At 44.9% G+C, this 25,368-nt stretch carries 26 protein-coding genes and 1 other annotated feature; of the genes, 8 read left to right on the top strand and 18 right to left on the bottom strand.

Annotated elements, in window-relative coordinates; genetic code table 11:
* Positions 1 to 30 precede the first annotated feature (30 nt).
* The 7 genes from NST22_RS20160 to NST22_RS20130 all read right to left on the bottom strand — a co-directional run bounded on the left by NST22_RS20160 (position 31) and on the right by NST22_RS20130 (position 6,405).
* Positions 31 to 1,122 (bottom strand): branched-chain amino acid aminotransferase, encoded by a 1,092-nt coding sequence (locus NST22_RS20160; protein WP_003244231.1) that lies wholly within the window; start codon positions 1,120 to 1,122, stop codon positions 31 to 33.
* Between the two features lie 140 nt (positions 1,123 to 1,262).
* Complete coding sequence (locus NST22_RS20155) at positions 1,263 to 2,021, bottom strand: SDR family oxidoreductase (RefSeq protein ID WP_003242574.1); 759 nt, start codon at positions 2,019 to 2,021, stop codon at positions 1,263 to 1,265.
* A 90-nt stretch (positions 2,022 to 2,111) separates the two neighbouring features.
* A complete protein-coding gene (dltD, locus tag NST22_RS20150) occupies positions 2,112 to 3,290 on the bottom strand; it encodes a D-alanyl-lipoteichoic acid biosynthesis protein DltD (protein WP_003227323.1) in 1,179 nt (392 codons plus the stop codon).
* Positions 3,290 to 3,526 (bottom strand): D-alanine--poly(phosphoribitol) ligase subunit DltC, encoded by a 237-nt coding sequence (gene dltC / locus NST22_RS20145; protein WP_003227325.1) that lies wholly within the window; start codon positions 3,524 to 3,526, stop codon positions 3,290 to 3,292. Before dltC ends, dltD begins: the two co-directional genes overlap by 1 nt.
* Positions 3,527 to 3,542: 16 nt before the next feature.
* Positions 3,543 to 4,730: a D-alanyl-lipoteichoic acid biosynthesis protein DltB gene (gene dltB, locus NST22_RS20140; protein WP_003227327.1), complete on the bottom strand. Its 1,188-nt coding sequence runs from the start codon at positions 4,728 to 4,730 to the stop codon at positions 3,543 to 3,545.
* Entirely contained in the window at positions 4,727 to 6,238 is a 1,512-nt protein-coding gene (gene dltA / locus NST22_RS20135; protein WP_003242511.1) for a D-alanine--poly(phosphoribitol) ligase subunit DltA, read from the bottom strand. Before dltA ends, dltB begins: the two co-directional genes overlap by 4 nt.
* 17 nt (positions 6,239 to 6,255) lie before the next feature.
* The gene (locus NST22_RS20130) at positions 6,256 to 6,405 is read right to left on the bottom strand and encodes a teichoic acid D-Ala incorporation-associated protein DltX (protein ID WP_003227330.1); all 150 of its coding nucleotides are present in this window, start codon (positions 6,403 to 6,405) and stop codon (positions 6,256 to 6,258) included.
* 149 nt (positions 6,406 to 6,554) lie between these two features.
* Between NST22_RS20130 and NST22_RS20125 the strand changes: the two genes are divergently transcribed.
* The 3 genes from NST22_RS20125 to ywaC all read left to right on the top strand — a co-directional run bounded on the left by NST22_RS20125 (position 6,555) and on the right by ywaC (position 8,561).
* Complete coding sequence (locus NST22_RS20125; RefSeq protein ID WP_003227332.1) at positions 6,555 to 6,689, top strand: hypothetical protein; 135 nt, start codon at positions 6,555 to 6,557, stop codon at positions 6,687 to 6,689.
* Positions 6,690 to 6,851: 162 nt separating this feature from the next.
* Positions 6,852 to 7,787 (top strand): 1,4-dihydroxy-2-naphthoate polyprenyltransferase, encoded by a 936-nt coding sequence (locus NST22_RS20120; protein ID WP_009968370.1) that lies wholly within the window; start codon positions 6,852 to 6,854, stop codon positions 7,785 to 7,787.
* A 141-nt stretch (positions 7,788 to 7,928) separates the two neighbouring features.
* Positions 7,929 to 8,561: a GTP pyrophosphokinase YwaC gene (gene ywaC / locus NST22_RS20115; protein WP_003244564.1), complete on the top strand. Its 633-nt coding sequence runs from the start codon at positions 7,929 to 7,931 to the stop codon at positions 8,559 to 8,561.
* Between the two features lie 29 nt (positions 8,562 to 8,590).
* Here ywaC and ywaD read toward each other — a convergent pair whose 3' ends face one another.
* From ywaD to ywaE, 3 genes are all read right to left on the bottom strand, one after another.
* Positions 8,591 to 9,958, bottom strand: coding sequence for an aminopeptidase YwaD (ywaD, locus tag NST22_RS20110; protein ID WP_003242515.1), 1,368 nt, complete (start codon positions 9,956 to 9,958; stop codon positions 8,591 to 8,593).
* 155 nt (positions 9,959 to 10,113) lie between these two features.
* The gene (tyrS, locus tag NST22_RS20105) at positions 10,114 to 11,355 is read right to left on the bottom strand and encodes a tyrosine--tRNA ligase (protein ID WP_010886638.1); all 1,242 of its coding nucleotides are present in this window, start codon (positions 11,353 to 11,355) and stop codon (positions 10,114 to 10,116) included.
* Between the two features lie 41 nt (positions 11,356 to 11,396).
* Positions 11,397 to 11,609: a binding site (T-box leader), on the bottom strand.
* Complete coding sequence (ywaE, locus tag NST22_RS20100) at positions 11,604 to 12,119, bottom strand: tyrZ transcriptional regulator YwaE (RefSeq protein WP_003243598.1); 516 nt, start codon at positions 12,117 to 12,119, stop codon at positions 11,604 to 11,606. It overlaps the preceding feature by 6 nt.
* Positions 12,120 to 12,269: 150 nt before the next feature.
* Between ywaE and NST22_RS20095 the strand changes: the two genes are divergently transcribed.
* A complete protein-coding gene (locus NST22_RS20095) occupies positions 12,270 to 12,983 on the top strand; it encodes a TIGR02206 family membrane protein (protein WP_003242863.1) in 714 nt (237 codons plus the stop codon).
* Between the two features lie 109 nt (positions 12,984 to 13,092).
* Positions 13,093 to 13,953 carry a glycosyltransferase family 8 protein gene (locus NST22_RS20090; protein ID WP_003242748.1) on the top strand — a complete coding sequence of 287 codons (861 nt, stop codon included), beginning with the start codon at positions 13,093 to 13,095 and terminating at the stop codon, positions 13,951 to 13,953.
* A gap of 50 nt (positions 13,954 to 14,003) precedes the next feature.
* On the opposite strand, the gene sacY is transcribed toward NST22_RS20090, so the two are convergent.
* The 3 genes from sacY to epr all read right to left on the bottom strand — a co-directional run bounded on the left by sacY (position 14,004) and on the right by epr (position 18,644).
* On the bottom strand, positions 14,004 to 14,846 hold the full coding sequence (gene sacY / locus NST22_RS20085; RefSeq protein WP_003244589.1) for a transcription antiterminator SacY: 843 nt from the start codon (positions 14,844 to 14,846) through the stop codon (positions 14,004 to 14,006).
* A gap of 53 nt (positions 14,847 to 14,899) precedes the next feature.
* On the bottom strand, positions 14,900 to 16,279 hold the full coding sequence (sacX, locus tag NST22_RS20080) for a SacY negative regulator SacX (protein WP_003243800.1): 1,380 nt from the start codon (positions 16,277 to 16,279) through the stop codon (positions 14,900 to 14,902).
* 427 nt (positions 16,280 to 16,706) lie between these two features.
* Positions 16,707 to 18,644: a minor protease Epr gene (gene epr / locus NST22_RS20075; RefSeq protein ID WP_003243950.1), complete on the bottom strand. Its 1,938-nt coding sequence runs from the start codon at positions 18,642 to 18,644 to the stop codon at positions 16,707 to 16,709.
* 227 nt (positions 18,645 to 18,871) lie between these two features.
* On the opposite strand from epr, the gene celB reads away from it, so the two are divergent.
* Both celB and NST22_RS20065 read left to right on the top strand, forming a co-directional pair.
* On the top strand, positions 18,872 to 20,206 hold the full coding sequence (gene celB / locus NST22_RS20070; protein ID WP_003242539.1) for a PTS cellobiose transporter subunit IIC: 1,335 nt from the start codon (positions 18,872 to 18,874) through the stop codon (positions 20,204 to 20,206).
* A gap of 76 nt (positions 20,207 to 20,282) precedes the next feature.
* Positions 20,283 to 20,960: a DUF2711 domain-containing protein gene (locus tag NST22_RS20065; RefSeq protein WP_003242887.1), complete on the top strand. Its 678-nt coding sequence runs from the start codon at positions 20,283 to 20,285 to the stop codon at positions 20,958 to 20,960.
* Positions 20,961 to 20,997: 37 nt separating this feature from the next.
* Here NST22_RS20065 and glxA read toward each other — a convergent pair whose 3' ends face one another.
* Positions 20,998 to 21,378, bottom strand: a complete 381-nt coding sequence (gene glxA, locus NST22_RS20060) for a glyoxalase GlxA (RefSeq protein ID WP_003243380.1) — start codon at positions 21,376 to 21,378, stop codon at positions 20,998 to 21,000.
* 120 nt (positions 21,379 to 21,498) lie between these two features.
* Between glxA and NST22_RS20055 the strand changes: the two genes are divergently transcribed.
* Positions 21,499 to 22,689: a class I SAM-dependent rRNA methyltransferase gene (locus tag NST22_RS20055; RefSeq protein ID WP_003244593.1), complete on the top strand. Its 1,191-nt coding sequence runs from the start codon at positions 21,499 to 21,501 to the stop codon at positions 22,687 to 22,689.
* A gap of 34 nt (positions 22,690 to 22,723) precedes the next feature.
* Here the strand turns inward: NST22_RS20055 and NST22_RS20050 are convergent, their stop codons facing one another.
* From NST22_RS20050 to NST22_RS20035, 4 genes are all read right to left on the bottom strand, one after another.
* The gene (locus NST22_RS20050) at positions 22,724 to 22,921 is read right to left on the bottom strand and encodes a YwbE family protein (protein WP_003243869.1); all 198 of its coding nucleotides are present in this window, start codon (positions 22,919 to 22,921) and stop codon (positions 22,724 to 22,726) included.
* Between the two features lie 33 nt (positions 22,922 to 22,954).
* On the bottom strand, positions 22,955 to 24,154 hold the full coding sequence (locus tag NST22_RS20045; protein ID WP_003242781.1) for a major facilitator superfamily domain-containing protein 6: 1,200 nt from the start codon (positions 24,152 to 24,154) through the stop codon (positions 22,955 to 22,957).
* 103 nt (positions 24,155 to 24,257) lie between these two features.
* Positions 24,258 to 24,935 (bottom strand): CidB/LrgB family autolysis modulator, encoded by a 678-nt coding sequence (locus NST22_RS20040; RefSeq protein ID WP_003227371.1) that lies wholly within the window; start codon positions 24,933 to 24,935, stop codon positions 24,258 to 24,260.
* Positions 24,917 to 25,303: a CidA/LrgA family holin-like protein gene (locus NST22_RS20035; protein WP_003227375.1), complete on the bottom strand. Its 387-nt coding sequence runs from the start codon at positions 25,301 to 25,303 to the stop codon at positions 24,917 to 24,919. The genes NST22_RS20040 and NST22_RS20035 overlap by 19 nt, the downstream gene beginning before the upstream one ends.
* Between the last annotated feature and the right edge of the window lie 65 nt (positions 25,304 to 25,368).

Below are 25,368 nucleotides of genomic sequence, written 5' to 3'. Positions count from 1 at the left end.
AAGCCGGCCTGTAATGGGCCGGCTTTTTTCTTACTTGCTTTCAGTCAGCGCTGCGACTTCGGTCGTCCATCCGAATTCGTCTGCGACAGCGCCTTTTTGAATGCCTGTAATCGTGTCATATAGTTTTTTTGCGATTTCTCCTGTTTCACCGTTGTTGATCGAAAGTGTTTCATCCTGCCAGATCAGCTCGCCGACTGGGGAAATAACAGCTGCTGTACCTGTTCCGAAGGCTTCTTCCAGGATGCCGTCTTTATGGGCTTGGATGACCTCATCGATCGCAATTTTTCGTTCTGAAACTTGAAGGCCCCAATGCTTAAGCAAGGCGATGACTGAATTGCGCGTAATGCCTTCCAGGATGCTCCCGTTCAGCATCGGTGTTACGATTTCACCGTTGATTTTGAAGAAGATGTTCATGCTTCCGACTTCTTCGATGTATTTCTTCTCAATGCCGTCCAGCCAGAGTACTTGAGAAAATCCTTTCTCTTCGGCTACCTGCTGCGCTTTTAAGCTTGAAGCATAGTTTCCTGCGGTTTTGGCATTTCCTGTTCCGCCTTTTACCGCACGGACAAATTCACTTTCAACAGCGATTTTGACCGGCTTAATGCCTTCTTTGTAATAAGAGCCGACCGGAGAAAGAATGATCAAGAGCTTATACGTATGAGATGCCGCAACACCAAGGAAAGGCTCGGTTGCGATGATGAACGGACGGATGTAAAGGGACGTGCCCTCCGCATTTGGAATCCAGTCTTTATCAATTGCGACAAGCTGCTTTAAGCCTTCAAGAACCTGTTCTTCATCAATTTGCGGGATGCAGAGGCGGTCGTTTGATTGATTCAGGCGTTCCATATTTTTTTCCGGTCTGAAAAGCAGAACATGGTCATCCTCTGACACGTAAGCCTTTAACCCTTCAAACACGGTTTGGCCGTAGTGATAGACCATTGCAGCCGGATCCATTGATAAGGGTTGATAAGGAATGATTCTTGGATCGTACCAACCTTTATCTGCGGCATAGTCCATTACAAACATGTGGTCTGTAAACACTCTTCCGAACGAAAGCTGATTTGGGTCTGGTTTCGGTTTTTTTGTTGATGTCAATTCAACGCGAATTGTTTGTTTAGTCATGGTCAATCTCCCTGCTGTTAAATTGTTTATATTATCAAACTTATTTGAAAATAATTATATTCTATTGTATACCTTCAACAAATAATCGCAATAGGTTTGCTCAAATTTGTAAGAAATTCATATGAAAAAAGCAGGAGAAATTAATTCTCCTGCGTGTTCATTTGCTCGAATAACCTGTCATAATCGGCGCGAGTGGCATCCCGAAGACCTTCAACACGTTCATTTGTAATCTCCTGTTTGCCTTCCTTCAAGCCGTCCAAGAAATATTGAACATATTCTTCAGATGAAATGCCCCGGTACGTCAGGCCTTGTTTATCGCGTGATTTTTGGTTTAAGCCCGTGTCCACCATAGGCGGTGCCATTTCAATCACTTCCACGCTCGTGTCGCGGAGCTGGTGTCTGAGCGTAAGCGAGAACGAGTGAAGTGCCGCTTTTGTTGCGCAGTACACCGGATAAACAGCTAACGGGTTAAACGCAAGCCCGGATGTGACCTGAACGATTGCCGCCTCGGGCTGCTTCATCAAATGAGGTGTGAAAAGGGCGGATAAATGGACAGGCGCTTGGAAATTAAGTTCAATTTCATCACCGTCCACAAAAAGCTCCTCTGTCCCTTTTTTAAAGTCAATTTCCTTTTGAATGCCGGCGTTGTTGACGAGAACATTCAAGTTCGGATATTCCTTTAAAGCCCATTCATACAATGCTTCCCGCTGCGAACGGTCTGCAACATCACATTGCTTTGTATGGATGTTTGGGAGCTGCTGCTTCGCTTCTGCAAGACGTGCTTCGCTGCGTCCGCAAATGATAACTTCATTGCCAAGTTCCAGCAGGCGCTTGGCCAGTTCAAGCCCGATGCCAGCAGAACCCCCTGTGATTAAAACCGTATTATTTGTCATCTTCATTGGATGTAACACCTCTTAATTAAGTTGGCTGTGATTCCTTTACTATTACAAATCTTAGCAGGAAATATGCAGCCGCGTCCTATGAGATGCTCAGGATGAAGTGACTTTTCCGGTTTTATAAAATTCGTCAATTGCTTTATCGACATACACCCAGCCTTTCCAGCCGATGTGAATGGTGTCTTTCATGAAATACGGGTCATATTCATGCCCTGAGAAATCAGCAACCTGGAAGCCCTTCGCTCTGATTTGTTTATTTACCTTTTTGTAATAGTCAGTGCGTCCTTTTTTCGGGAAGCCCGTGTAATCGTACCATTTCCCGTTAACAGGAATGGTGACAAACATAGGCTCTGCGCCCGCATCCTTCAGGATATCGAGCATCATTTCAAAGTCGCCATATTCCGGTGACACCGCATACGATCTTCCTTTGTTTTTCCCTTTCAGCTTAGGCACTTTCGGCTTCAGCTTTTTATAGACAGGGTTGTCGATGTGAAAATCGTTAGAACCGGAGTGGCGTTTGCCCGATTGATCCGCTAGTTTATTCAATTCAGACCATGACTTATCCTTTACTGACTGCGAGATATAGCGCTTTGGCCCGGATGATTCTGTCGTTGAATAATACAGATCTTTCTTTTCCAGCATGCTGTAATACACTTTCGCCGCCGGCTTCAGCGCGTTCACTTTCCACGTCTGACCGTTTACCATTGCTTTGTACAGCTCAGAAAGAATGGCATCGTTTTGCACAGCCTTAAAGCGAAGCATGCGTTTCATCATTTTCTTTTTAATTTCAGGATCGATCTGATCGTTAAATGCCAAATCAAGCCCTTGCAGCGCAGAATAGTTCGGCGCGAAATGCTGTTCATCAGACCCGCGCTTAATAAACCATTGCGGAGACACGATGAATACGATTTTTTTGCCCTTCAGCTGATCCATGTGGGCAGCGAAGTTTAAAGAATGAATCAATGACTGGGATCCGCCTTTGCCGACAAGGTATGGCGTGAATCCCTCATTGTTTACCTGAAAATAATTAGATGGGTGGAACTCGTCCAGCCGAGAAAGCTCAGAAGACCCGTAAATCGGAAGATATGTCGGATCTTTGAGCATCTGATCTTGTAAATATAGCCCTTGAAACATACTCGGATTCAAGGCTGTTGCTGACTCTTTCACACGCTTATCGGTGATGAAGCCTGTCAGCCATGAAGATGGAATTGCGATGGCGCCTGCGAATAGAATAAACGCCAAAATAATTGGACCGAAAAAACGCTTTTTCATTATTTCAACTCAGACAGCTGATTTACAATGTTGTTAGGTGTATTCCAAACGTCCCGGTCAAATTCAGTGATCGGCACTAAAATATCAAAACGGTTTTCAATCGCAAGCAGCAATTCTACTGTTCCAAAAGAATCAAGCAAACCTTCTTCAAAAATTTCAATATCAGGATTTTCCTTTACGATGTCATCCTGGCAAACCTCTGCTAAAACGTCTAATACCTCTTGTTTAAAATCCATAGCTTTCTAATCTCCTTTAATGGTGGTGATGAAATGGTTTTCCTGAGAAAATATAAAACCCGAAGCAAACGAAATGGAATGTGATCACAATAGCGAGAATGGTTGTCCAGCGGTTGGACGGCAGCCATTTATATTTCTTATTCCACTTCTCGAAAAAGTTGTAACACGTCATCAGAACGGCGTGATAGAGGCCGTAAATGATATATTGCGGCGCGAGCCCGTGCCAAACCCCCATCAGCATAAACAGCAGGAAATACCCGATGTTTGAGACGGCCATACGGTTTTTGATCCACTTTTTCTTAGTCATCCAAAATACGAATCTCATAAACACATAATCTCTGAACCAAAATGACAGAGACATATGCCAGCGATTCCAGAAATCTTTAATATTTTTACTGATAAACGGTTTATTAAAGTTTTCTGGTGATTTAATGCCCATAATGTAGCTGACCCCGACGGCAAACATCGTGTAGCCGGCGAAATCAAAGAATAAATACATGCTGTAGCCGTACATGTACAGCAGGTTCCCAAGAATCTTATTGTGCGTGATTGCGGGAAGATTCATGATGAAGTACGTATTGATCGCGTAGCCGATAATAAATTTATACAGGAAACCGATGAAGATTTTATGGATTCCCGTATACAGCAGGTCGGCGTATTCTTCTTTCGTCCAAGCCTTCTGTTCATCCTTGACGAACCGGCGGTATCTGTCGATCGGGCCGGAGGAAATCGTCGGGAAAAACAGGATGAAATACAGCAGACGGTGCAATGGCAGCTGTTCTTTCAGCAGTCCGTCTCTTGCTTCCATAATCAGCTGAACGCCTTTAAAGGTTAAATATGAAATCCCTAAAAAGCTGATCAGGTTATGCGGCGGATGATGCGGCTGCGGGTGTGAAAGAAACGGCCATATTTTTGACAGAAATAAAGGCAGAATAGACGCGATAACAGCTCCGCAAAAGACAAAGCCGCTGTTCGCTTTCTGCCGGTATGCCAGATAGCCGCTGATCAGGAGCACCTGCCATATTGTAAACAGGCACAGCGCGATGACCCCGTGTAAGTCGTGCGAAAAAATTAAAGCCAATATAATGATAGATATGAACATGTTGTATGCTTGAAATCTTTTTCCGTTTAAGCCGAGAATGATCGTCGGCAGAAGAAGAATGCCAAGCAGTATAAAGAATAAAAACGAGCTGTAAGGCGTCATACAAGAACCTCTTCGCCAATGCGTTTTCGGTCAATTTTGCCGTTAGCCGTCATTTGAATGTGATCCTGATAGATAAATTTTCTCGGGATCATATATGCCGGAAGAGAAGCGGCAAGCTCTTTTTTAATAGCGCTTGTCAGCTGGAATTCCTTCTCGAACTCATGCTCCTCAGGCACAATAGCAGCGATCAGATACTCAACTGTTCCGTTTGGCTGATAAGGAATCACGACAGCAGAACGAACGTACTGTGACTGTCTGACATGGAACTCGATTTCCTCCAGCTCCATTCGATAGCCGTGAAGTTTAATCTGAAAATCCAAACGTCCTTGGCAGAAAATCTGACCGTCTTGAATAAAGCCGGCATCGCCAGTTCGGTATGCCCACTGGCCTTCATGAGAGAAAAACGCTTTTTCCGTCAGCTCTGGCTCACCAAGGTAGCCTCGGCTTACACTCGGCCCTGCAATGACGATTTCTCCTTTTTCTCCCTCAGGAAGCGGCTGTCCCTCTTCATCCATAATGAAAATGTTCATATCTGGTTTGGCGAAGCCCACTGGAAGCGATTCGCTGCGGCTGATGACGTCATTCGTAATTTCAACCGATGTGACAGCCACTGTCGCTTCAGTCGGGCCGTACGTATTAAAAATCTTCGCTTTCGGAAAACGCTCAAGCAGCGCTTTGGCCACAGAAACCGGAAGAACCTCTCCGCAAAACATAAATGTGTCCGCATGAGGCAGCAGATCCTGTGAAAAACCCGGATCCATCAGGCACATTTGCACAAAGGAAGGTGTTGATGTCCACACATTCAGCCCGGACTTCTTCAGCTCTTCAAATAAGACTTTCGGCTTATTCACAGCATCCTTTGTCACGCAATGTAAAGTCCCGCCTGATTGAAGGCACGGATATAGGTCCATGACAGACAAATCAAATGAGAACGGCGCTTGGTTTAAAAATATTTTTCCTCCGCTGACTGGAAAGTCTGCACAAATCCAGTCTGTGAAGCTTTGAAGGTTCGCAGCGGAAATCTGCACGCCTTTCGGATTTCCTGTGCTCCCGGAAGTGTAAATGATATAAAACGTTTCGTGTTCTTTGACCCATTGATCTTGGCTGACAGAGCCGCCTTCGTTTTCCAGCAGTTCTTCCGCAGAAACTGTCTGAATCTGCTGGCCGACTGCATCAATTGAGAGTCCTGCTGCATGGATCAGCAATTCTGCTCCAGAGCTTTCGATAATTTTCGCAATCCGTTCGGACGGAATAGACAGGTCAACCGGAATATAAGGATGTCCCGCTTTGACACTTCCCAAGAAGGAAACGATCATGTGCGGCTCCATGTGGCCGTACACAAGGATAGGAGATTTCTTTTCCCCAGAAATGCGTTTTTGGATCGCGGCAGCCGCGCGGTCAGACTGCTCCCATAATTCCTGATACGTGAGCGACTGGCCTTGAGAGCGGAAGGCATCGGTTTGCGGATAAGTTTCCGCATGTGTTTGAATAGCATGTAAAAGTTTCATAGTTATTCTCTCTCCAATTAGAAATCGTTATAAATATATGAACCGGTATTCGCGGTGTGAAAACCATACATAAAAAACAAAACAAGCAGTATCATCAAATAAAAGCCTGTATGACATGTCCACTTGACAGCGGGTTTTTCATACAGCTGTTTCATTAATTGCAGCATATCAAAAATTCCCTTCCCGTTTTTTCGACAATCACATGATTATTTGACGATCAGATGCTCAAAAAGTTTCATTTTTTCCCTAATCTCCCTCAAATTAATATATCGGCGTATGTTTTTGAAAATGAATCTTTATACCTGCAAGGGCAAGAATGGAATGTTTCGAGCTGATTCATAATAAAGGAAAAGATACCTGGAGTCAAAAGATCTTTTTAACTTTTAAAAAGTGTAATGTACTTAAAAAAATTTTTCTGTACCTGTTCGTTCAAGTGAAAGCAGAAACCTAATGAAATCAGGGCGAGAAGCGTATAATAAGAAAGAAAACGCCTTCTTGCGGTATCTTGTGAAATAAGGGAGAAGTCATTATGATAGATAAGGAAGCAAAAGGAGTTTTTTATTAAGCTGCCGGCTGAAAAAAAGTAAGCCTTTTAATAGAAAGGAAGAGGAAGATGAACCAAACAAATAAGGGTGAGGGTCAGACAGCGCCGCAAAAAGAAAGCATGGGGCAGATCCTTTGGCAGTTAACCCGTCCTCATACGTTAACCGCATCGTTTGTGCCTGTGCTGCTCGGAACCGTTTTGGCGATGTTTTATGTGAAGGTTGATCTGCTGCTGTTTTTGGCTATGCTGTTTTCTTGCCTATGGATCCAGATCGCGACGAACTTATTTAATGAATACTATGATTTTAAACGCGGATTAGATACAGCAGAATCAGTCGGAATCGGAGGGGCCATTGTACGCCACGGAATGAAGCCTAAAACGATTTTGCAATTAGCTCTTGCCTCATACGGGATTGCCATTTTGCTCGGTGTCTATATTTGTGCCAGCAGCAGCTGGTGGCTTGCGCTGATCGGCCTTGTCGGCATGGCGATCGGCTACCTGTATACAGGCGGGCCGCTGCCGATTGCGTACACGCCGTTCGGTGAATTATTCTCAGGCATTTGCATGGGTTCGGTGTTTGTGCTGATTTCGTTTTTCATTCAGACAGATAAGATCAATATGCAGAGCATTTTGATTTCCATCCCGATTGCGATTCTTGTCGGCGCGATTAACCTGTCGAACAACATTCGTGATATTGAAGAGGACAAAAAAGGCGGACGCAAAACATTGGCGATTTTGATGGGGCATAAGGGAGCTGTTACTCTGTTAGCTGCGTCGTTTGCCGTCGCTTATATCTGGGTTGTCGGCTTGGTTATTACCGGTGCCGCAAGCCCATGGCTGTTTGTCGTCTTTTTGAGCGTGCCTAAGCCGGTTCAGGCAGTGAAGGGCTTCGTCCAGAACGAAATGCCGATGAATATGATTGTCGCAATGAAATCAACAGCCCAAACAAATACATTTTTCGGATTCCTGCTCTCGATCGGATTATTGATCAGCTATTTCCGATAATAAAAAAGACCGCTCGTTTCATGCGGTCTTTTTTTGTTACAATCGACCGCATTTTGTAAAAAAATTCATAGAACCTTGCAGCAGACAGGGACGTCTAGTACATGGACAGCGGATAAAGTTCCGTTAAAGGAGATGACGAACATGGATTTATCTGTAACACATATGGACGATTTAAAAACAGTAATGGAAGATTGGAAAAATGAGTTATTAGTTTATAAATTTGCGCTAGATGCGCTCGATACAAAGTTCTCAATTATCAGCCAGGAATATAACCTCATTCACGGACACAACCCGATTGAACATACAAAATCCCGTGTAAAAAGCTTTGAAAGCATCGTGAATAAGTTAATGAGAAAGGGCTGTGAGATTACGACGAAGGAAATGAAGGAGCATATTCACGACATTGCCGGCGTGCGCATCATCTGTTCCTTTATTTCTGACATTTATAATGTCGTGAATGTGTTGAAGCAGCATGAAGATTTGAGAATCGTAAAGGTAAAGGATTATATCCAGACACCCAAACCGAATGGCTATCGAAGCCTGCATTTAATCATTGAGATGCCTGTGAATTTAACGAACCGTGTGGAATACGTCAAAGCAGAAATTCAAATCCGGACAATCGCGATGGATTTCTGGGCGAGCCTTGAACATAAAATTTATTATAAATTGAACAATGACGTTCCTAAGCAATTAACAGATGAGCTGAAAGAAGCCGCGGAGATTGCCCATTACCTAGATGAGAAAATGCTGGGGATTAAGAAAGAAGTGGATTAAAAAAGACGGCACCCAAGTGCCGTCTTTTTTTATTTGATATCTTCAAAAATGTCAGATGCTTTCGCCTTCATTTGTTTCTTAATGGTTTTCGGTTTCTTCTCTTTTTTCACAGCCTCATAGACAGCGGCTGTCACAAGATCGCCTGCTTGCTGGAGGCGTTCTTTGCTGATATGTTCGATCGAGTCTTCAGGGGTATGATACCACGGCTCAACTTCTTCTGTTTCCGGGTCTCCCCAAATAAAGTTAGCGGAATCAATGCCGGCTTCGTGGAATGGCACATGATCAGATGATCCTCCCTGTGTCAGAGACAGGCTGTCAAACCCAATTTTTTCAGCAGCCGTACGGCTGGATTCCCAAACATAGTTAGATTGGCCATCCAATGTGTTGACATACAGCTCAGACGCTTTTTCCCAGCTTGTGCCTACCATATCTAAGTTGAAGTTCACTTCGCTTCGTTTCAGCTCTTTTTCCGATAGATGATCTACATAGTGAGAGGAGCCGAGCAGGCCGAGCTCTTCGGCGCCGAAAGCGATAAAGCGGATTTCTTTATCAGATGGAACGCTTTTTAAGACACGCGCCATCTCCAGCATAACAGAGGTACCTGAGCCGTTGTCATTTGCTCCGGGCGAAAAAGGAACACTGTCGTAATGGGCGGTCACGTACACAATGTCTGGATGTTTGATGTTCTTTGGTTTTTTGATTCCGATGATATTCTGGGAGGTTTGGTTTGTGAATGCTTTTAGTTTTAAGGTGGCTTCTTTTTGCTGGGTAAGTGCTTCGCCGTCTTCTTTCTTAATGCCGACGACCGGAATGCCGACTTTATTTCCCGACAGGTTTGGCGTCATAGGCACGAGGCTTTCTTTGTTGTTATAAATGATGACAGCTTTCGCTCCGGCGGCTTCGGCATTTTTGGCTTTCTCGTAATAAGTCAGGTCTCCTCTGGAAATCAAGGCGATTTTGCCCTTGGCGTCAGCGGTAAAGTCCTTTTGATAGCCCAATCCCGCATTGTAAAGCGGGGCCGTCAGCCCTTGTTCCTCAGTCGGAGCTGAGCCCGACGCCGCTTGGAGAAGAATATCGCGTCCTGCTGAAGACAGTGTACCCTCAAGCCGGTCAGGAATGTTGAATCGTTGAACCTTCACATCAAGCTTTAATTTTCTCATTGATGAGGCGATCAATAGGGCACTCTTTTTTTCAGCTGCAGTTCCGGCTATTCTGGGGCCGATTGCTTCACTTAGCTGAGAAATGGTAGAGTACGCATGTTTTGCTTTGAATGGAAGCTCGCGCTCGCTATTTGATATTTGTACAGCGTGCGCGGCAGGGGTGACACTCTGTGCCGGCAAGAGCAGTGTGCCGGCAGTTAAAACAGCCATCGTCATGACAGTCAAAAGCTTTTTCATCAAAAATAAACCTCCCCTAAATGTATGGTTGGGGAATATTTCGGGATGCTAAAGGAGTTTCCTGCAAGATGGAGAGCGTTTTTGAAAAGACAGTGCTTTATACCTGCAAAAAAACGCTTATGAATGAAGGGTCATAAGCGTTTCGGAATATCAGATTATTGGAGCTTTAAAAACTTGCGTTTGCCGACTTGGATGATCATATTCTCTCTTATCTCTGCTTTGGCGTGAACATCTGTTACTTTCTCTCCGTCGATGCGTACACCTCCGTTTTGAATCATGCGGCGCGCCTCGCTCTTCGAAGAGAGGAGCTTTAGCTTGACGAGCAGATCAATCATCGCTATCGTTTTTTCGCCTTTCCAGTTTACGGCCGGTATATCTTCCGGCAGGCTGTTTTCCTGAAAGACTGTTTTAAACGAGTGTTCGGCAGCTTCTGCTGCTTTCTCTCCGTGATACATTCGGACGATTGTTCTGGCTAAAAGCATTTTGGCATCACGCGGATGAACGGCGCCGGTTTCTAAGTCTTTTACGAGCTGTTTTTTCTCTTCAAGCTCTAAGTCTGTCGCCAAGTGGATGTACTTTTTCATCAGGCTGTCGGGCAGTGACATCGTTTTTCCGTACATGTCGTTTGGATGTTCGTTAATGCCAATGTAGTTGTGTTTCGACTTCGACATTTTCTCGACGCCATCCAAGCCTTCCAAGAGCGGCATAAGGATGACGACTTGTTTTTCTTTGTTGTATCGTTCTTGGAAATGCCGTCCCATGAGGACATTGAAATGCTGATCCGTTCCGCCTAATTCAATATCACTTTCGAGAACGACAGAATCATAGCCCTGCATCAATGGGTAAAAGAATTCATGCAGTGAGATTGGTTTTTGCATGGCGATGCGTTCTTCAAAGTCGTCGCGCTCCATCAGGCGGGCTACCGTTATTTTCCCTGCTAATTCAATGACATCTTCTAGATTCAATGTTTTCAGCCATTTTGAGTTATAGTGAAGCTCGACTTTTTCTGGATCAAGCACTTTTCCGAATTGCTCAAAGTAGGTTTTGGCATTGTGCTGAACTTCTTCATCAGTCAGTTGCTTTCTGGCTGCCGATTTTCCGGTCGGATCACCAATTTTTCCTGTGAAATCCCCAATTAACAGCTGGACAATGTGGCCGTTTTCTTGAAATTGGCGAAGCTTATTTAACACAACCGTATGGCCCAAATGTACATCCGGTGCAGACGGATCTAATCCGAGCTTAATTTTAAGCGGCGTGCCCGTGGAAATTGATTTCACGAGCTTTGCCTTTAATTCCTCCGGCGGTATGACTTCGTGGGCGCCTGTCATGTATAGCTGAAGCTGTCTTTCTACCTCTTTTTGTTGTGACGCTGTGAGCTGCTCAAATGTTCTCATCATTTTTCCTCCTTTTTTACAAACACAAAAAAGAGCCCATCCCAATAAGGGACGTGGCTCAATGCACGCGGTACCACCCTGGTTGAAGACATTGTCTTCCGCTCATTCGAATAACGGTTTCCCGTTCTTTGCTACTAAGGTTCACAAAGAAAGCTTGGGGAGGTAATTCACGTTTGCCTGTGCGCCGGCTCGCACCTACCGCCGGCTCTCTGAAACAGGGAGACAAACCGCTACTGGATTCCCGTCAAAGCTTATGTTGTATGAAGATTGTCAGCTACCTTTCTAAGCAGCCCTGTCAATATTTTCTGTTCGTCCTTCGTCATTCCCGCAATGAGCTCTGTTTCCCCTTTGTGAAACTCCGGGTAGAGTTCTTCGATCGCTTGTTTGCCGGAATCGGTGATTGAGACAAACACGAGTCGCCGATCTCTTGTGTCGATGCTTTTACGGCAAAAACTCTTTTTTTCGAGCGTTTTGATCACGTTGCTTGCTGTAGCTGTAGATATCCCTGACAGCTCAGCGATTTTTCTCGTTTCGAGCGCTCCCCATACCCATAGATCATAAAGAATGGAGAAAGCGGTCCAAGAAAGGTTATAGGTAGAAAGAACCTCAGTCTCCATTTTGACACGGAGCCTTTGTGCAGACCGATACAGATTCGTAGCGATCGAAATGGCTTCCAGGTTGAGTGACTCGACGGGCATTTGTTTGAGCTTAGAAAGTGTATCGTGTTCTTCCTTCCGAAGCTGCTGATGTTGATGTGAACGTTCCATTTTTTAGGCCTGCCTTAAATTATCAGAATCATTAGCTATGAAACGAATTTTAACAGAGTCTGGTGTGAACTTCAAGCCCATATATCGGTTGAATAAAAAAAGCCCAAACAACGCCAAAATAAACAAAAACCCGAAAACGGGGGTGCAGTTTTGCAAAAATATGTTCAATCCGACTATAAGCATGATCCGTTTCATCTGTTTTCGACAGAGCATGTAGTGACGTTAGCGATTATCTCCCTTTTGGCCATTCTGTTGTTTTTGTTCCAAGATGAGGTCAAGCAGCCGAGGGCCAGCCGGTTTTTGCGTTCTCTGTTTGTGTTTCTTTTGCTTGGTTCGCAAATCGGCTATCAAATATGGATGGTCGCCACGGACAGGTGGTCGGTGCGCACTTCATTGCCTCTCCAGCTTAGTGACCTGTCGGTGTATTTGTCAGCTATTATGTTAGTGACAAAAAGCAGAAAGCTGTTTGTGTTTTTGTTTTTTGTCGGCATCGGCAGTTCGATTCAGGCTCTTGCCACTCCTGACCTCGGTATGTTTTCATTTCCGCATATCCGATATATCCTCTTTTTTATTTCTCACGGGTCTGTGTTTTTATCCTGTCTGCTGATGGCTGTGATTGGCACCTACAGAATGGGCCAGCGCTCGTTATGGGTGACAGTCCTGCTTGTTAATGTGTACGGCGTCTGTATTTTTCTGATTGATCGCTGGCTTGGCGCGAATTATATGTATTTGACGAAAAAACCGGGCGGTTCCTCTCTCTTAGATGTTCTCGGGCCATGGCCGTGGTATATCGTCTCGGCTGAAGCCATCACAATCGCAAGCTTTTTCATTCTTTATTGGCTTTATCGCATCTTCAAAAAATGACACCTTTTTTGTTGTATCACACATTCTGTTTAAAAAAATGTCGGAGAACGTGTTTATTTTTTTGAAAAAGGGTATGTAACTTGTACAACAAAAAGGGAGATGAATACCATTGAGGAAAGATGAAATCATGCATATCGTATCATGCGCAGATGATAATTATGCTCGTCATTTAGGTGGGATGTTCGTTTCTTTATTGACTAACATGGATCAGGAGAGAGAGGTAAAATTATACGTCATTGATGGCGGAATTAAGCCTGATAACAAAAAAAGACTGGAAGAAACCACTTTGAAATTCGGAGTGCCGATTGAGTTTTTAGAAGTGGATACCAACATGTATGAACATGCGGTTGAGAGCAGCCATATTACAAAAGCCGCGTATTACCGCATTTCGATTCCCGACTTAATTAAGGATGAAAGCATCAAACGAATGATTTACATCGATTGTGATGCGCTTGTCCTAGAGGATATTTCTAAGCTATGGGACTTAGACATTGCGCCATACACCGTAGCCGCTGTTGAGGATGCGGGGCAGCATGAACGCCTGAAAGAAATGAACGTCACTGATACAGGGAAGTATTTTAACTCAGGTATCATGATTATTGATTTTGAGTCTTGGAGAAAGCAAAACATCACAGAAAAAGTCATCAACTTTATCAATGAACACCCAGACGAAGACTTTCTTGTGCTGCATGACCAAGATGCACTGAATGCGATCTTGTATGATCAGTGGTATGAACTTCATCCGCGCTGGAACGCTCAAACCTATATCATGTTAAAGCTGAAAACCCCATCGACTCTGTTAGGGCGGAAGCAATATAATGAAACAAGAGAAAACCCGGCAATCGTGCACTTCTGCGGCGGAGAAAAGCCTTGGAACTCCAATACAAAACATCCGTATCGCGATGAGTATTTCCATTACATGTCCTATACGAAGTGGAATACGATTGGGAATCCGGCGATCAACCAATAAATCAGATAAAAAAACGCTTTTGAGATGATCAAAAGCGTTTTTTGTTTGTCTCAGCGTGCGACTGACCGTTGGTAGAACCGCTGAATATGCATGGCGATGTAGCACAATTCTTTTTCAGGAAACTCAAAGCCGTATTCCTTCTTCACAAAGGTGCCGATGCTTAGGGCACACAGGAAGGCATCCTTAAACTTCTCTTTAATGATGTCAATCATTTCTGCGTCCAGCTCGTAAATGGATTCGCCTGCTTTGATATGCTGAATGGCAAAGCGGAGATGGGTCACGAGCCTTTCATAAGAGATGGTATCTTCAACGATATTAATAGACAGTTGAATTTCGATAATCTCGATAATATCACGGATCATTGTTGTAATATCAAGCGTTTGTGTCATATCGCCGGCATTGTTTCTTGCTGTGTGGATATGCATGGCGATATTGCCGATTTCATCATCAGGAATGTGAATCCCCAGTTTATCTTTAATCAGTGCTCTGGCCCATAAGCCGATCTGGAACTCCTTTGGATAAAGGACTTTGATTTCATTCAGCAGCGGATTTTTGATAACCATCCCATTGCTCAGGCGTTCAATTGCAAAAGAAAGATGGTCTGAAAAAGCGACATGAATGCGCTCGTTGATTTTGATGTTCAGCTCTTTTTCGGCATGAGAGATAATTTGCTCAGAAATCTGAATGTGGTCTTCAGGCAATGTTTCTAAAATCTCTTCGAACTGCTTATAGTCAGGTGTATCTTTTCTGATAAAGGTTTTTTCTATTTTTGACGGATCGACAATATCATTCTTCTTTTTGTTAAACGCAATTCCTGCACCCAAGAGAATCTTCTCTTCATTTTGATCCTTTACGACGATAGCATTATGATTTAAGATTCTTTTAATTTTCATAGCTTTTTTGTCCTTTCATCCCCCGTTTTATGAATGAAATCGAATAAATCCAGTTATTCTGTCTCTTCTTTAAACCCGAGAAACAATGTAGCTATAAAAGCAGAGACGGCTGCGATCAAGAAACCGATCATATAATGAACAAAATTAGCGGCGCCAAACGGCAGCACGATTGAAATCATCGGAATGCCTGTCAGTCCGTAGGAATTTGCCACAACTTGTACCGCAACCACGTATGCTCCGCCAATAGCACCGCCGATGGCTGCTCCGATAAAGGGACGGATCAATTTGAGATTTACCCCGAATACAATCGGCTCAACAATGCCTAAAAACGCGGTCAGAGAAGCGGGGAGCGCAATTTTCTTCAGGCTTGATTGTTTCGTTTTGAGGAATACCGCAAGCCCCGCTCCGCCTTGGGCCACATTCGCCATCGACCATATCGGCACTAAAAAGTTGACACCGACATGCGGATTAGCAAGCAGCGTTGCCTCAATTGCATAAAAGCTATGATGCAATCCAGATAGGACGATGGTGGAGTAGATGCCGCCGAAAAGAGCTCCGGCAGCAATGCCGGCGTGATCATAAATATAGACGATCGATTGTGTCATGATCTGGCCGATGATGGACGCGGCGGGATTCATCACAATCAGCGCGAGGCACCCTGTCACCATGACCGTAATAAAGGGAATGATCACGACATCAAGCGACTTCGGCACAATCGATTTTAATAGCTTCTCAATTTTGCTCATGACAAAAACGGAAAGAAGAATCGGTATCATGGAACCCTGATAGCCCATCATTGGGATATGAAGCCCCCATATGTCTAAAGAAGACGGGGTTTTGCTGCCGAGCATAGACGGGTCCAGCAGATCAGGATGCGTCAAAAGCCCTGCAATCACTGCCCCTAGGTATGGGTTGCTGCCAAATTGCCGTGCAGCACTGAAGCCGACTAAAATCGGCAGTAAAATAAAGGCTGTGCTGGACACGAGGTCGAGCATTTTAATCCATGGGCTGCCGGCAGCGAACCAATGAAACACCTTAATCATGCCGATCAGCCCCATGAGCAGGCCGCTTGCTGTTATTGCCGGAATAATCGGCACAAAAATATCGGACAGTGTTTTCGCAAAAGCTGCGGCAGGGTTCAGCTTCCGGCTGGCTTTTTTCTGGTGGACAGGCTCTTCAGAAGGCGCGGTCTCCCATACATGAACGACTTCTTTATATATTTTGTTGACGACGCCTGCTCCGAAGATAATCTGGAAAAGCCCATAGCGGAAAAAGGTGCCCTGCACACCTTGCAGGTTCTCAATGGCATGTATATCAATTTTCGTCTCGTCCTTTACATCAAAACGAAGACGGGTCGTACAATGGCTGATGCTGATAATATTGTTTTTTCCTCCTGCGAGCAGCAGTAATTCTTTTGCAATCTCTTTATGCAAGCAATTAAAACCTCCTTTGCTGAAGAAAAGTCGGCTTGTTCATCGTATCAAATGAAAAGTTGACAATCAAAATGAAAAAAGTGAGAAATACCGGCTGAAAATGACAAAAATGCCCGCGTCGACGACGGAGCATGAGAATAGGGGGTTGTCCAAGGCGCCGTTATGAGCCCAACACGAAAAGAAGAGTTAAAATGCCCTGTTTTTTAGGCATTAATACTCCCTTTGCATCATTGGGTCTTGCCTGCCTGCCCAGTCACAATCCCGCCATATGTGGTGATAACTGTAATAACGTTCATTTTATGCTGTTCATGGCTGTATAGCAATAGTATGAAAAGCCTGTACAATGGATGGGAAAAAGGTTGTGTGTGGTGTTCTTAGAATGAAAAAAACCTTTAAGACTTGGAATGCAAATCTTAAAGGTTTTTGGTTACTTTTTCGGTTTGACGGCGTTCAGCCGTTTTTGCAGCTTTGTTTTTTCATTGGATGCTTTTAATTGATTCACTGCAGACTGAGCGGATGTCTTTGATTTCTTTGTTTTGTCTTTTTCCGCTTTCTTCACTTTTGCCTTTGCAGTTTCCACTTTTTTTGCTTCAGCCGCCGCCACCTTTTTCTTCACTTTGTCTAACCGTTTTTGCAATGCCGTTTTGTCCTTGCCTGCTTGAAGCTGATTGACGGCTGATTGTGCTTTTGCCGCATTTGCATCAGTTGATTTCTTTTCAGCCGCAGATACGGATTGCTGTGCCGTCTTCAAATTGGTGCTCTTCACTTTGTTAAGGCGTTTCTGCAGGGACGTTTTTTCTGAACTTGCAGGCAGCTTGCCAATTGCTGATTGTGCGCTGTCCACATCTGTTTTCTTTTTGCTTTTTTCCGCTTTCGCAACTTTGTCTTTCGCTTGCTTTGACGCGATGTATCGTTTTACTTGGTCTAAGCGTTTTTGAAGGTTCTTTTTGTCTGTTCCGTTTGGCAGCTTGTTGATGGCAGTTTGTGCTGTGTCAACGGTTTGCTGTGTTTTATATTTTTCTGCCTTTGCGACTTTGTCTTTCGCATCTTTTACATTTCTGTATGACTGTACTTTATCCAGTCTTTTGTGCAGGGCAGTTTTGGCGTCGGAGTTCGGCAGCTGGCTGATGAGTTCTCGCGCTTTGTTGATATCGATTTGTGCTTTTGTTTGTTCCGCTTTTTTCACCGCTTGCTCTGCTGCCGCGTACGCTGAATCTGTTGCCTGTGCTTTATACTGGATTAAGCCGTAGCCAAATTGCTGATCGCGGCCTGCGGTACCAAGATCAACGATGTTTTTCCGCATTTCCTCGCGAAGCTGGACGTTTGTCTCGGCAGGATCACGCTGTTTTAACAAGGCAAACATGGCAGCGGCGTGCGGTGTCGCTTGGGATGTTCCGCTTCCCGTTGCATAATACTGGTTTAAGTAAGTGCTTGTGATGTTTGTCCCCGGTGCTGAAAATTCAACTTCATCTCCAGTTGTTGAAAAGGAGGCAAGCTGATTCTTTTCGTTTGTTGCTGAAACCGCAACGACACTGCTGTATGCCGCCGGATAATTCACTGGCTTGCCGTTTCCGTCGTTACCGCTTGCGGCAACAAGCAGAACACCTTGTTCATATGCTTTGTTCACGGCGTCATGAAGGATTTTGCTGTCTGACGTCGTGCCAAGGCTCATATTGACGATGTCCATCCTGTTTGCGATCGACCAGTCAATTCCTTGGAGAAGACTTTGAAGATCCCCCGAGCCGTTCTGATCAAGCGCTTTAACCGCGTATATTTGTGCTTCCGGTGCGATGCCGTCAATTCCGTAGCCGTTATGCTTGGCTCCGATAATCCCTGCGACATGTGTTCCGTGGCCGTTATCATCTTTGTAAGAAGAGGTATAACTGACAGCTGAATACCCGCCGGCAATCGACAGGTCATCGTGGGGGGAGATCCCGCTGTCAATGACGGCAATTTTGATATTTTTTCCTGTCAGTCCTGCCTTCCAAGCCTGTTTCACCTGAATGGGCTCAAGGTTCCATTGCTCAAAGTTGTCAGAGGTGTCAGTGCCGTCTGACAGCACTTTGAAATCCGTGCTGTCTGCTGCGGTAAATGATACGTTGTTTTCTACATACAAAATATCAGGATCCTGCTTTAATTCTTTTACTGTCTCCTGGTCTGCTGTGACCGCTACCGCGGGAAGATGCTTATACTGCTGTTCAACATCAGCATCACTGTCCAGGATGGTTTCCTTTCCGGCCTTGTTTTTATAAACCACAATAACCTCTTTCTCGCTGCTGTTTTGCGCATGAGCGAGAGGGCCTATGGTGAGAAAACTGAAAAACAGAGTGACTGATACAACAAGTTTGCAAGACATGTTTTTCATGATTCATCTCCTTTTTCTATGATGTTTGATATATATATCGGAGAAAAAAAGAGAGATTAATAGTAAGAAGGAAAAAATTTTTCATGGGCAGGGTTGTTTAGCAAAATGCAGATTTTTTCCGCATGAAGAGGAAATTTTCCAAATGAATTTGTAAGCGTTTTCAAAATAAGATAAAGAAAACATTGCGGAGGTTGTTCACAAAGCAATGAGAAAAGGGGGTTTTTAAGATGAGCACATTCACTCGGGTGATGGAGGAAAAAATAATGCCTGTCGCCGGGAAAATTGCCGGGCAGCGGCATCTCAGCGCTTTGCGTGACGGAATTATCCTGACCATGCCGCTGATTATTATCGGGTCTGTCTTCTTGATTTTAACGAGCTTGCCGATTCCGGGGTATGCTGATTTCATGGCGAGTGTGTTTGGGAACGAGTGGGCCGATAAGCTCGGATATCCTGTTAACGCTTCGTTTGATATTATGGCGATGATTGCCGCTTTTGGGATCGCCTATCGGCTGGCAGAAAGCTATGGTGTCGATGCCCTTTCTGCCGGAGCGATTTCAATTGCCGCATTTCTGCTGGCAACACCGTTTGAGGTGCCGTTTACACCGCATGGCTCAACGGAGTCCATCATGGTAGGGGGCGGAATCCCGATCACGCTGCTCGGCAGCAAGGGCTTATTTGTCGCCATGCTGATCGCCTTGTTTTCAACCGAAATCTATCGGTACATTATTCAAAAAAATATCGTCTTCAAAATGCCAGACGGTGTGCCGCCTGCGGTAAGCAAATCATTTGTCGCGCTGATTCCCGGCTTTATCATTGTGCTTCTCGTATGGCTGGCGCGTCTTCTGATTGAAATGACACCTTTTCAGAGTCTGCACAATGTCGTAGGAGACCTGCTTGGCACACCGCTTTCCATCCTTGGCGGCAGTCTCGGCGGAAGCCTGATCGCTGAATTTGTGCAGATGCTGCTTTGGTCGTGCGGGATTCACGGGGCTTCCATCATTGGCGGAATCATGGCGCCGATTTGGTACGGCGCGATGGATGCCAACCGTCTCGCCTTCCAAGCAGGCGAGGCGCTGCCGAGTATTTTTACGACTCAGTTTTTTCAAATTTGGATCAATGTCGGCGGAAGCGGGGCGACGCTGGCGCTTGTCCTGACGATGCTTGTGCGCTCCCGCAGCAAACAAATGAAGCAGCTTGGACGATTAGGAATCGGCCCTGCGCTATTTAATATCAACGAGCCGATCATTTTCGGCATGCCGATTGTCATGAATCCCCTCCTTATTGTCCCATTTATCATCGCACCGCTCCTCACGATTACCGCGACTTATATCGGCATGAGCACCGGGCTGGTGGCAAGACCGGCCGGAATCGCGGTGCCATGGACGATGCCGCCGCTCATATCAGGTTACCTGGCGACAGGCGGAAAGGTGTCGGGCGCAGTTATGCAGCTGGTAAATCTGCTGATCACCTGTGCTATCTACTATCCGTTTTTCAGAATATGGGATCATCAAAAATGGCGGGAAGAGAGTGCGGTTGAATCTGGGGATAAAAATGTGATGTGATAGATGATCAGCCTGTCATAGGGCTGATCATCTCTTTCAAACGAAAGGAATGTTAGAATATGTAAAGGAGGTGCGCATGCTAGATTATATATGGTTAGATGACGAATCACCAATCTTACAACAAGTACCAGTTGAATACTCATCTGCTGCTCTTATCTTTTCTCCTTTTATCCAAATGCCTGAAGGATGGGAGAATGCAAAAAGAAAAAATGATTATGAACATATTTATCCAAACGATAATGAAATAAGAGGAATAGGCAAGGCTGTTTCCTGGAAGAAGGTTATGTCTTCTTGCGGCTTTCAAACACATGCTGAGCTGGCGCTGGCTTTAATGACGTCGATAGGCGCTTTAAGGGACGAGTTCGCGAGAGAGGATTTGGCTGAGGTGTTACATGAAAACATAAATGGAGACCTCTATTATCCCAGTGAGGATCATATTTCAAATTTTCATATTCCGAGTTTGGTAAAGGTATTAGGTGCGAACGGATCCAATCGGTTTTATTACGCAGAACCGATTGTGGAAAACCGCGGCGTTTTGGACATAACTGAAGCCAACTTGCGGACGGTTCTTGATGAAGCCGCAACAGAGCTCGTTTTAACTGATGAGAAAATGGATTTTGTGTTTATGAGTGTATATGACTCATTCATTAATGTCTTTTTAGCCAAAGATAAAAACATCCATGAATTGGTTGAGCGTATGGGCTGGGAAGCTATGATTTGCGATGAGTCAACGTATATCAGTTGGTATAGATAAAAAAGAACGTACATCACAAAATGTACGTTCTTTATTTTTACCGCTGAAAGAACTCAATCCACTCACCGTCAGGGCCTTCGATATAGAAATAACGGTATCCGTTTGGAAGTGTTGTGATCTCCTCGTCGATAAATTTTGCGTTCATTTTTTCCGCTTTTGTATATTCAGCCGCGATGTCATCCGTCAGCAGGGCAATGTGGTGCACTTTTCCTTCAGCGGGAAGCTCGCTGCTGTAGCCTTGAATCAGTTCAATTTCTGTTTCCGGGCCGTCTTCAAAGCCAAGAAAAGCAAGCTCGATTACACCGTTCGTGTGAGTGATGCGATCCTTCAATTTCATGCCTAGTACCTCTTCATAAAATGTGATGGACGCGTTAATATCTCTTACCATGATGCCTGTATGGTCAATTCGTTTTGCCATGCTGCTCCTCCTCGTAACTCTTTTTGTCTATCGTAGAAAAACCTTTCCTTTCTGTCAATGCAGACATCTTGGCGTTTTGTGGTACCATAAGAGAAAGCAAACGGAAAGAGGACGACATATATGAAGCTACTCACCCTAAAAAAAGCACACGCTGCCAAAATAAAAAAAGGCTATCCCCTTATTGAAAAAGAAGCTCTCGCAGGGAGTGCGGGGCACATGAAAGAAGGAGACCTCGTTGATATCGTGTCTGAGAGCGGCGGCGAGTTTCTCGCGCGGGGCTATTACGGCCTGCAAAACAAAGGGGTTGGCTGGACGCTTACCCGCAATAAACATGAACAGATTGACCAAGCATTTTTTCTCAGCAAATTAACAAAAGCGGCCCAAGCGCGCGCCAAACTATTTGAGGCTCAAGATACAACAGCTTTCCGCCTGTTCAACGGTGAGGGTGACGGTGTCGGCGGCGTCACCATCGACTATTATGACGGCTACCTGCTGATTCAATGGTACAGCAAGGGAATTTACACCTTTAAAGACATGCTGATTTCCGCATTGGATGAGATGGATCTTGATTATAAAGCGATTTACGAGAAGAAACGCTTCGACACGGCTGGACAATACGTTGAAGATGATGACTTCGTGAAAGGGAGAAGGGGCGAGTTCCCGATCATCATCCAAGAGAATGGCATTCAATACGCGGTGGATCTGAATGAAGGCGCCATGACGGGCATCTTTTTGGATCAGAGACATGTGCGCAAGGCGATCAGAGACCGCTATGCAAAAGGGAAAACCGTTTTAAATACGTTTTCTTATACGGGTGCATTCTCCGTGGCGGCGGCGCTTGGCGGAGCGGAGAAAACAACAAGCGTCGACGTGGCAAATCGAAGTCTTGCCAAAACGATCGAGCAATTCAGCGTGAACAAGCTGGATTACGAAGCGCACGACATTAAAGTGATGGACGTTTTTAACTATTTTTCATATGCTGCAAAAAAGGATTTGCGCTTTGATCTGATTATTCTAGATCCGCCTTCCTTTGCGCGCACAAAAAAACGCACCTTCAGCGCGGCCAAGGATTATAAAAACCTGCTGAAGGAAACGATCGCCATCACTGCTGACAAGGGTGTCATTGTTGCCTCTACAAACAGCAGCGCCTTTGGCATGAAGAAGTTCAAAGGCTTTATTGATGCCGCCTTTAAAGAAACAAATGAACGCTACACGATCATTGAGGAATTTACGCTGCCGGAGGATTTCAAAACGATTTCGGCATTTCCGGAAGGCAACTACCTGAAAGTGGTCCTTCTGCAGAAAAAATAATGAAAAAGCTGCCCTGTTCAGGGGCAGCTTTTTTTTATGTAGAAACGATCTGCTGGTCGCGGCCGATGCGGCCATCTTCAAGACGGACTTTAATGCCATGCGGATGAAAGTTTGATTTCGTCAAAATATCCTTCACTGTCCCTCTCGTCAGTTTTCCTGTTTTTTGATCTGCTTTCAATACAATATCAACCTGCAACCCTTTCGAAATGCTGTTTCGCTCTTGCCCGTTCATAACGCACATCCTTTCTTTTGTTCATTATAGTCATTATGGTTTAAAAGTAACAGCCGGCTGATGAAGTGTATGTTTGTTTTTTTCAGCCTTCATTAAATATAATGTCAGGCCAAAGCCTGCTATGCTCAGAATGCCAAAAAGCAAGTAGACTGCGAAGATCGACACGTAGTCAAAAATGTACCCGCCTGCAAATGTGCAGAACCAGTTGCCGAACCCGTTGCCAATGGCGGCGTACATGGTCAGCGCCGTCGCTTCAACGTGTCTTGGGGTAATCTTTTTCACATATTGAAGCGCCGCCGGGATAAATAAACCGATGGCCACTCCCTGAAGAAAGACCGTCGCATAAATGATCCATAGTGAAGGCGCCGTGAAATAGAGCGCCCACCTGAATAATGAGACTCCGCCTGACAGCATAATGACGTTGAGCAGCCCCATTTTATCTATAAATGTTTGGGCGAATCTCATAAATGGAATTTCTGAAATGACACCGATGAAAAATAAAATGCCGATAGCGGAAAGTGACGCGCCGCTTTTGTCCAGAAAAAGACTGAAATACGTATTGTTCGCTAAGTTTGGAGCAAATGTCGTAAAGGTGATGATCATAAAGATGAGGAAAGTTTTGTTGCTGATAAGCTCCCGGAATCCTTTGCGGATATTGACCTTTGTTGTTTTCTGCTGGCCGGGCACTTGTGAAGCCAATATGGCAGCAATGCACAGAAAGGCACAGCCAAAGATAAAGATCACGTGAATGGGGTACAGCTGGTTCGTCACCTGTCCCATGGCAAACACCGCGACACCGAAGCCGAGAGAACCAAACAGGCGGATTCCGCCGTAGTTGCCGTTTGTTTCTTGTGTGTACCTTAGTGAAATGCTGTCCGAAAGTGGAATAATCGTGCTTTGAAAGGCTGCAAAACAGGCCGCAATCAAAATAAACAGAGGGAAACTGTCAAATGCAATATAGGCTAATCCAATGATGCCTGTGATTGATGTGCAAACCGCCAGCAGGCCTTTCGTTTTTTGCGTATAGTCGCTCAGCATGCCCCAAAACGGCTGAAAGAAAATCATCACAATCGGGCCCAGTGACATGATCAAGCCGACCTGTGATCCGCTTAAATGCTGTTCCTTCGTTAAATACATACTGAGTAAGGGAATTATGCTGCCCGTACCGAGAAAAGCAAACAAATAAAATCCTTTTAACGCGGCATAATGCCGCCTCACCTGCAAGTTGTGCATCAGGGTGCCTCCTTTGGTATCCACAAATACATTATATTGGAATTCGCCAGCTTTTCAATAAGGGGAAGCACATAAAAAAAACTGCCCTCGAGAGGACAGTTTTTTACATAAATGAAAGCAAAAACGGCGCCGCGCAAAGCGTCATAATCGCAGCTAAGATCATCGACACGCTGGAAATCGTGCCGGACACAGAGCTGAGCTCAAATGCCTTTGACGTTCCCGCTCCGTGCGCGCTTGTGCCAAGCAGCACGCCCCGCGCAATTTCGTTATCAATGCGGAAATAACGGATGACCATCGGGCCGATCACTGTGCCGAGCAAAGCGGTTAAAATCACAAACACGGCTGTGACGGCAGGCATACCGCCGATCATTTCAGATACGTTCATCGCGATCGGCGTTGTCACTGATCTTGGGACGAGGCTGTCAATTAAGCCGGTGCCGAGGTGAAGCCATTTCGCAATAAGAGCGGTAGAAATAATCGCGATGCATGAACCGACGGCCACATTCAAAATAATTTCCACTGCGTATTTCTTTAAAACAGGGAAATATTTATATAACGGGATCGCGAATGCCACGGTGGCCGGCTGTAGCATATCGGTCAGCAATCCGCCGCCGAGATTATAGGACTCGTACGGGACATTCACCAGCAGCAGCAGACCGACTAATACAGCGGGCGTCACCAATAGCGGCGACGTATAAACACGCGGAAAGCGTTGATATACCTTTTTTGCTCCTAAATACACCAAAACCGTTAAAAACAAACTTACAATTCCGATGAACACGTATGCTTTTTCTCCTTTCTCTTTGCGATGAGTTGTGTAAGCGTTCCTGTAGACACCATCACGACAAACGTGCTGATGATGACAACAAGCAGAATGCTGACACCAAATTTCGACATAATGTCTCCGTATTCAATCACTCCGACGGCAGACGGGATAAAAAATAAAAGCAGCTCCCCGAGAAGCCACGCTGCACCAAGCTCGATCCATTCAAGCTTGATAATGTTAAAGTGCAATAATGTGAAAAGAATCACAATCCCTATTATACTGCCGGGAATATTTATATGAAGAAGGGCTGTCACCCAATTAATCAGCCGAGCAAATATAAATAACAGAGCGATTTGAATAACGGTTAGCAACAGTTTTTTCATATTGATGCCTCCCTTATATACTTATTGTACATAAGGTCTCTCTATAGGTAAAATATATATTAAGA

Source organism: Bacillus sp. PS237 (genome assembly GCF_037963345.1).
GTDB classification, from domain to species: domain Bacteria; phylum Bacillota; class Bacilli; order Bacillales; family Bacillaceae; genus Bacillus; species Bacillus subtilis.
This window is presented reverse-complemented; position numbering and strand designations above follow the sequence as displayed.

What these genes read in the sequence shown, in the direction of transcription:
- NST22_RS20160 (WP_003244231.1), bottom strand. Translation starts at nt 1,122, where the DNA reads ATGACTAAACAAACAATTCGCGTTGAATTGACATCAACAAAAAAACCG.
- NST22_RS20155 (WP_003242574.1), bottom strand. Translation starts at nt 2,021, where the DNA reads ATGAAGATGACAAATAATACGGTTTTAATCACAGGGGGTTCTGCTGGC.
- dltD (WP_003227323.1), bottom strand. Translation starts at nt 3,290, where the DNA reads ATGAAAAAGCGTTTTTTCGGTCCAATTATTTTGGCGTTTATTCTATTC.
- dltC (WP_003227325.1), bottom strand. Translation starts at nt 3,526, where the DNA reads ATGGATTTTAAACAAGAGGTATTAGACGTTTTAGCAGAGGTTTGCCAG.
- dltB (WP_003227327.1), bottom strand. Translation starts at nt 4,730, where the DNA reads ATGACGCCTTACAGCTCGTTTTTATTCTTTATACTGCTTGGCATTCTT.
- dltA (WP_003242511.1), bottom strand. Translation starts at nt 6,238, where the DNA reads ATGAAACTTTTACATGCTATTCAAACACATGCGGAAACTTATCCGCAA.
- NST22_RS20130 (WP_003227330.1), bottom strand. Translation starts at nt 6,405, where the DNA reads ATGCTGCAATTAATGAAACAGCTGTATGAAAAACCCGCTGTCAAGTGG.
- NST22_RS20125 (WP_003227332.1), top strand. Translation starts at nt 6,555, where the DNA reads ATGGAATGTTTCGAGCTGATTCATAATAAAGGAAAAGATACCTGGAGT.
- NST22_RS20120 (WP_009968370.1), top strand. Translation starts at nt 6,852, where the DNA reads ATGAACCAAACAAATAAGGGTGAGGGTCAGACAGCGCCGCAAAAAGAA.
- ywaC (WP_003244564.1), top strand. Translation starts at nt 7,929, where the DNA reads ATGGATTTATCTGTAACACATATGGACGATTTAAAAACAGTAATGGAA.
- ywaD (WP_003242515.1), bottom strand. Translation starts at nt 9,958, where the DNA reads ATGAAAAAGCTTTTGACTGTCATGACGATGGCTGTTTTAACTGCCGGC.
- tyrS (WP_010886638.1), bottom strand. Translation starts at nt 11,355, where the DNA reads ATGATGAGAACATTTGAGCAGCTCACAGCGTCACAACAAAAAGAGGTA.
- ywaE (WP_003243598.1), bottom strand. Translation starts at nt 12,119, where the DNA reads ATGGAACGTTCACATCAACATCAGCAGCTTCGGAAGGAAGAACACGAT.
- sacY (WP_003244589.1), bottom strand. Translation starts at nt 14,846, where the DNA reads ATGAAAATTAAAAGAATCTTAAATCATAATGCTATCGTCGTAAAGGAT.
- epr (WP_003243950.1), bottom strand. Translation starts at nt 18,644, where the DNA reads ATGAAAAACATGTCTTGCAAACTTGTTGTATCAGTCACTCTGTTTTTC.
- celB (WP_003242539.1), top strand. Translation starts at nt 18,872, where the DNA reads ATGAGCACATTCACTCGGGTGATGGAGGAAAAAATAATGCCTGTCGCC.
- NST22_RS20065 (WP_003242887.1), top strand. Translation starts at nt 20,283, where the DNA reads ATGCTAGATTATATATGGTTAGATGACGAATCACCAATCTTACAACAA.
- glxA (WP_003243380.1), bottom strand. Translation starts at nt 21,378, where the DNA reads ATGGCAAAACGAATTGACCATACAGGCATCATGGTAAGAGATATTAAC.
- NST22_RS20055 (WP_003244593.1), top strand. Translation starts at nt 21,499, where the DNA reads ATGAAGCTACTCACCCTAAAAAAAGCACACGCTGCCAAAATAAAAAAA.
- NST22_RS20050 (WP_003243869.1), bottom strand. Translation starts at nt 22,921, where the DNA reads ATGAACGGGCAAGAGCGAAACAGCATTTCGAAAGGGTTGCAGGTTGAT.
- NST22_RS20045 (WP_003242781.1), bottom strand. Translation starts at nt 24,154, where the DNA reads ATGCACAACTTGCAGGTGAGGCGGCATTATGCCGCGTTAAAAGGATTT.
- NST22_RS20035 (WP_003227375.1), bottom strand. Translation starts at nt 25,303, where the DNA reads ATGAAAAAACTGTTGCTAACCGTTATTCAAATCGCTCTGTTATTTATA.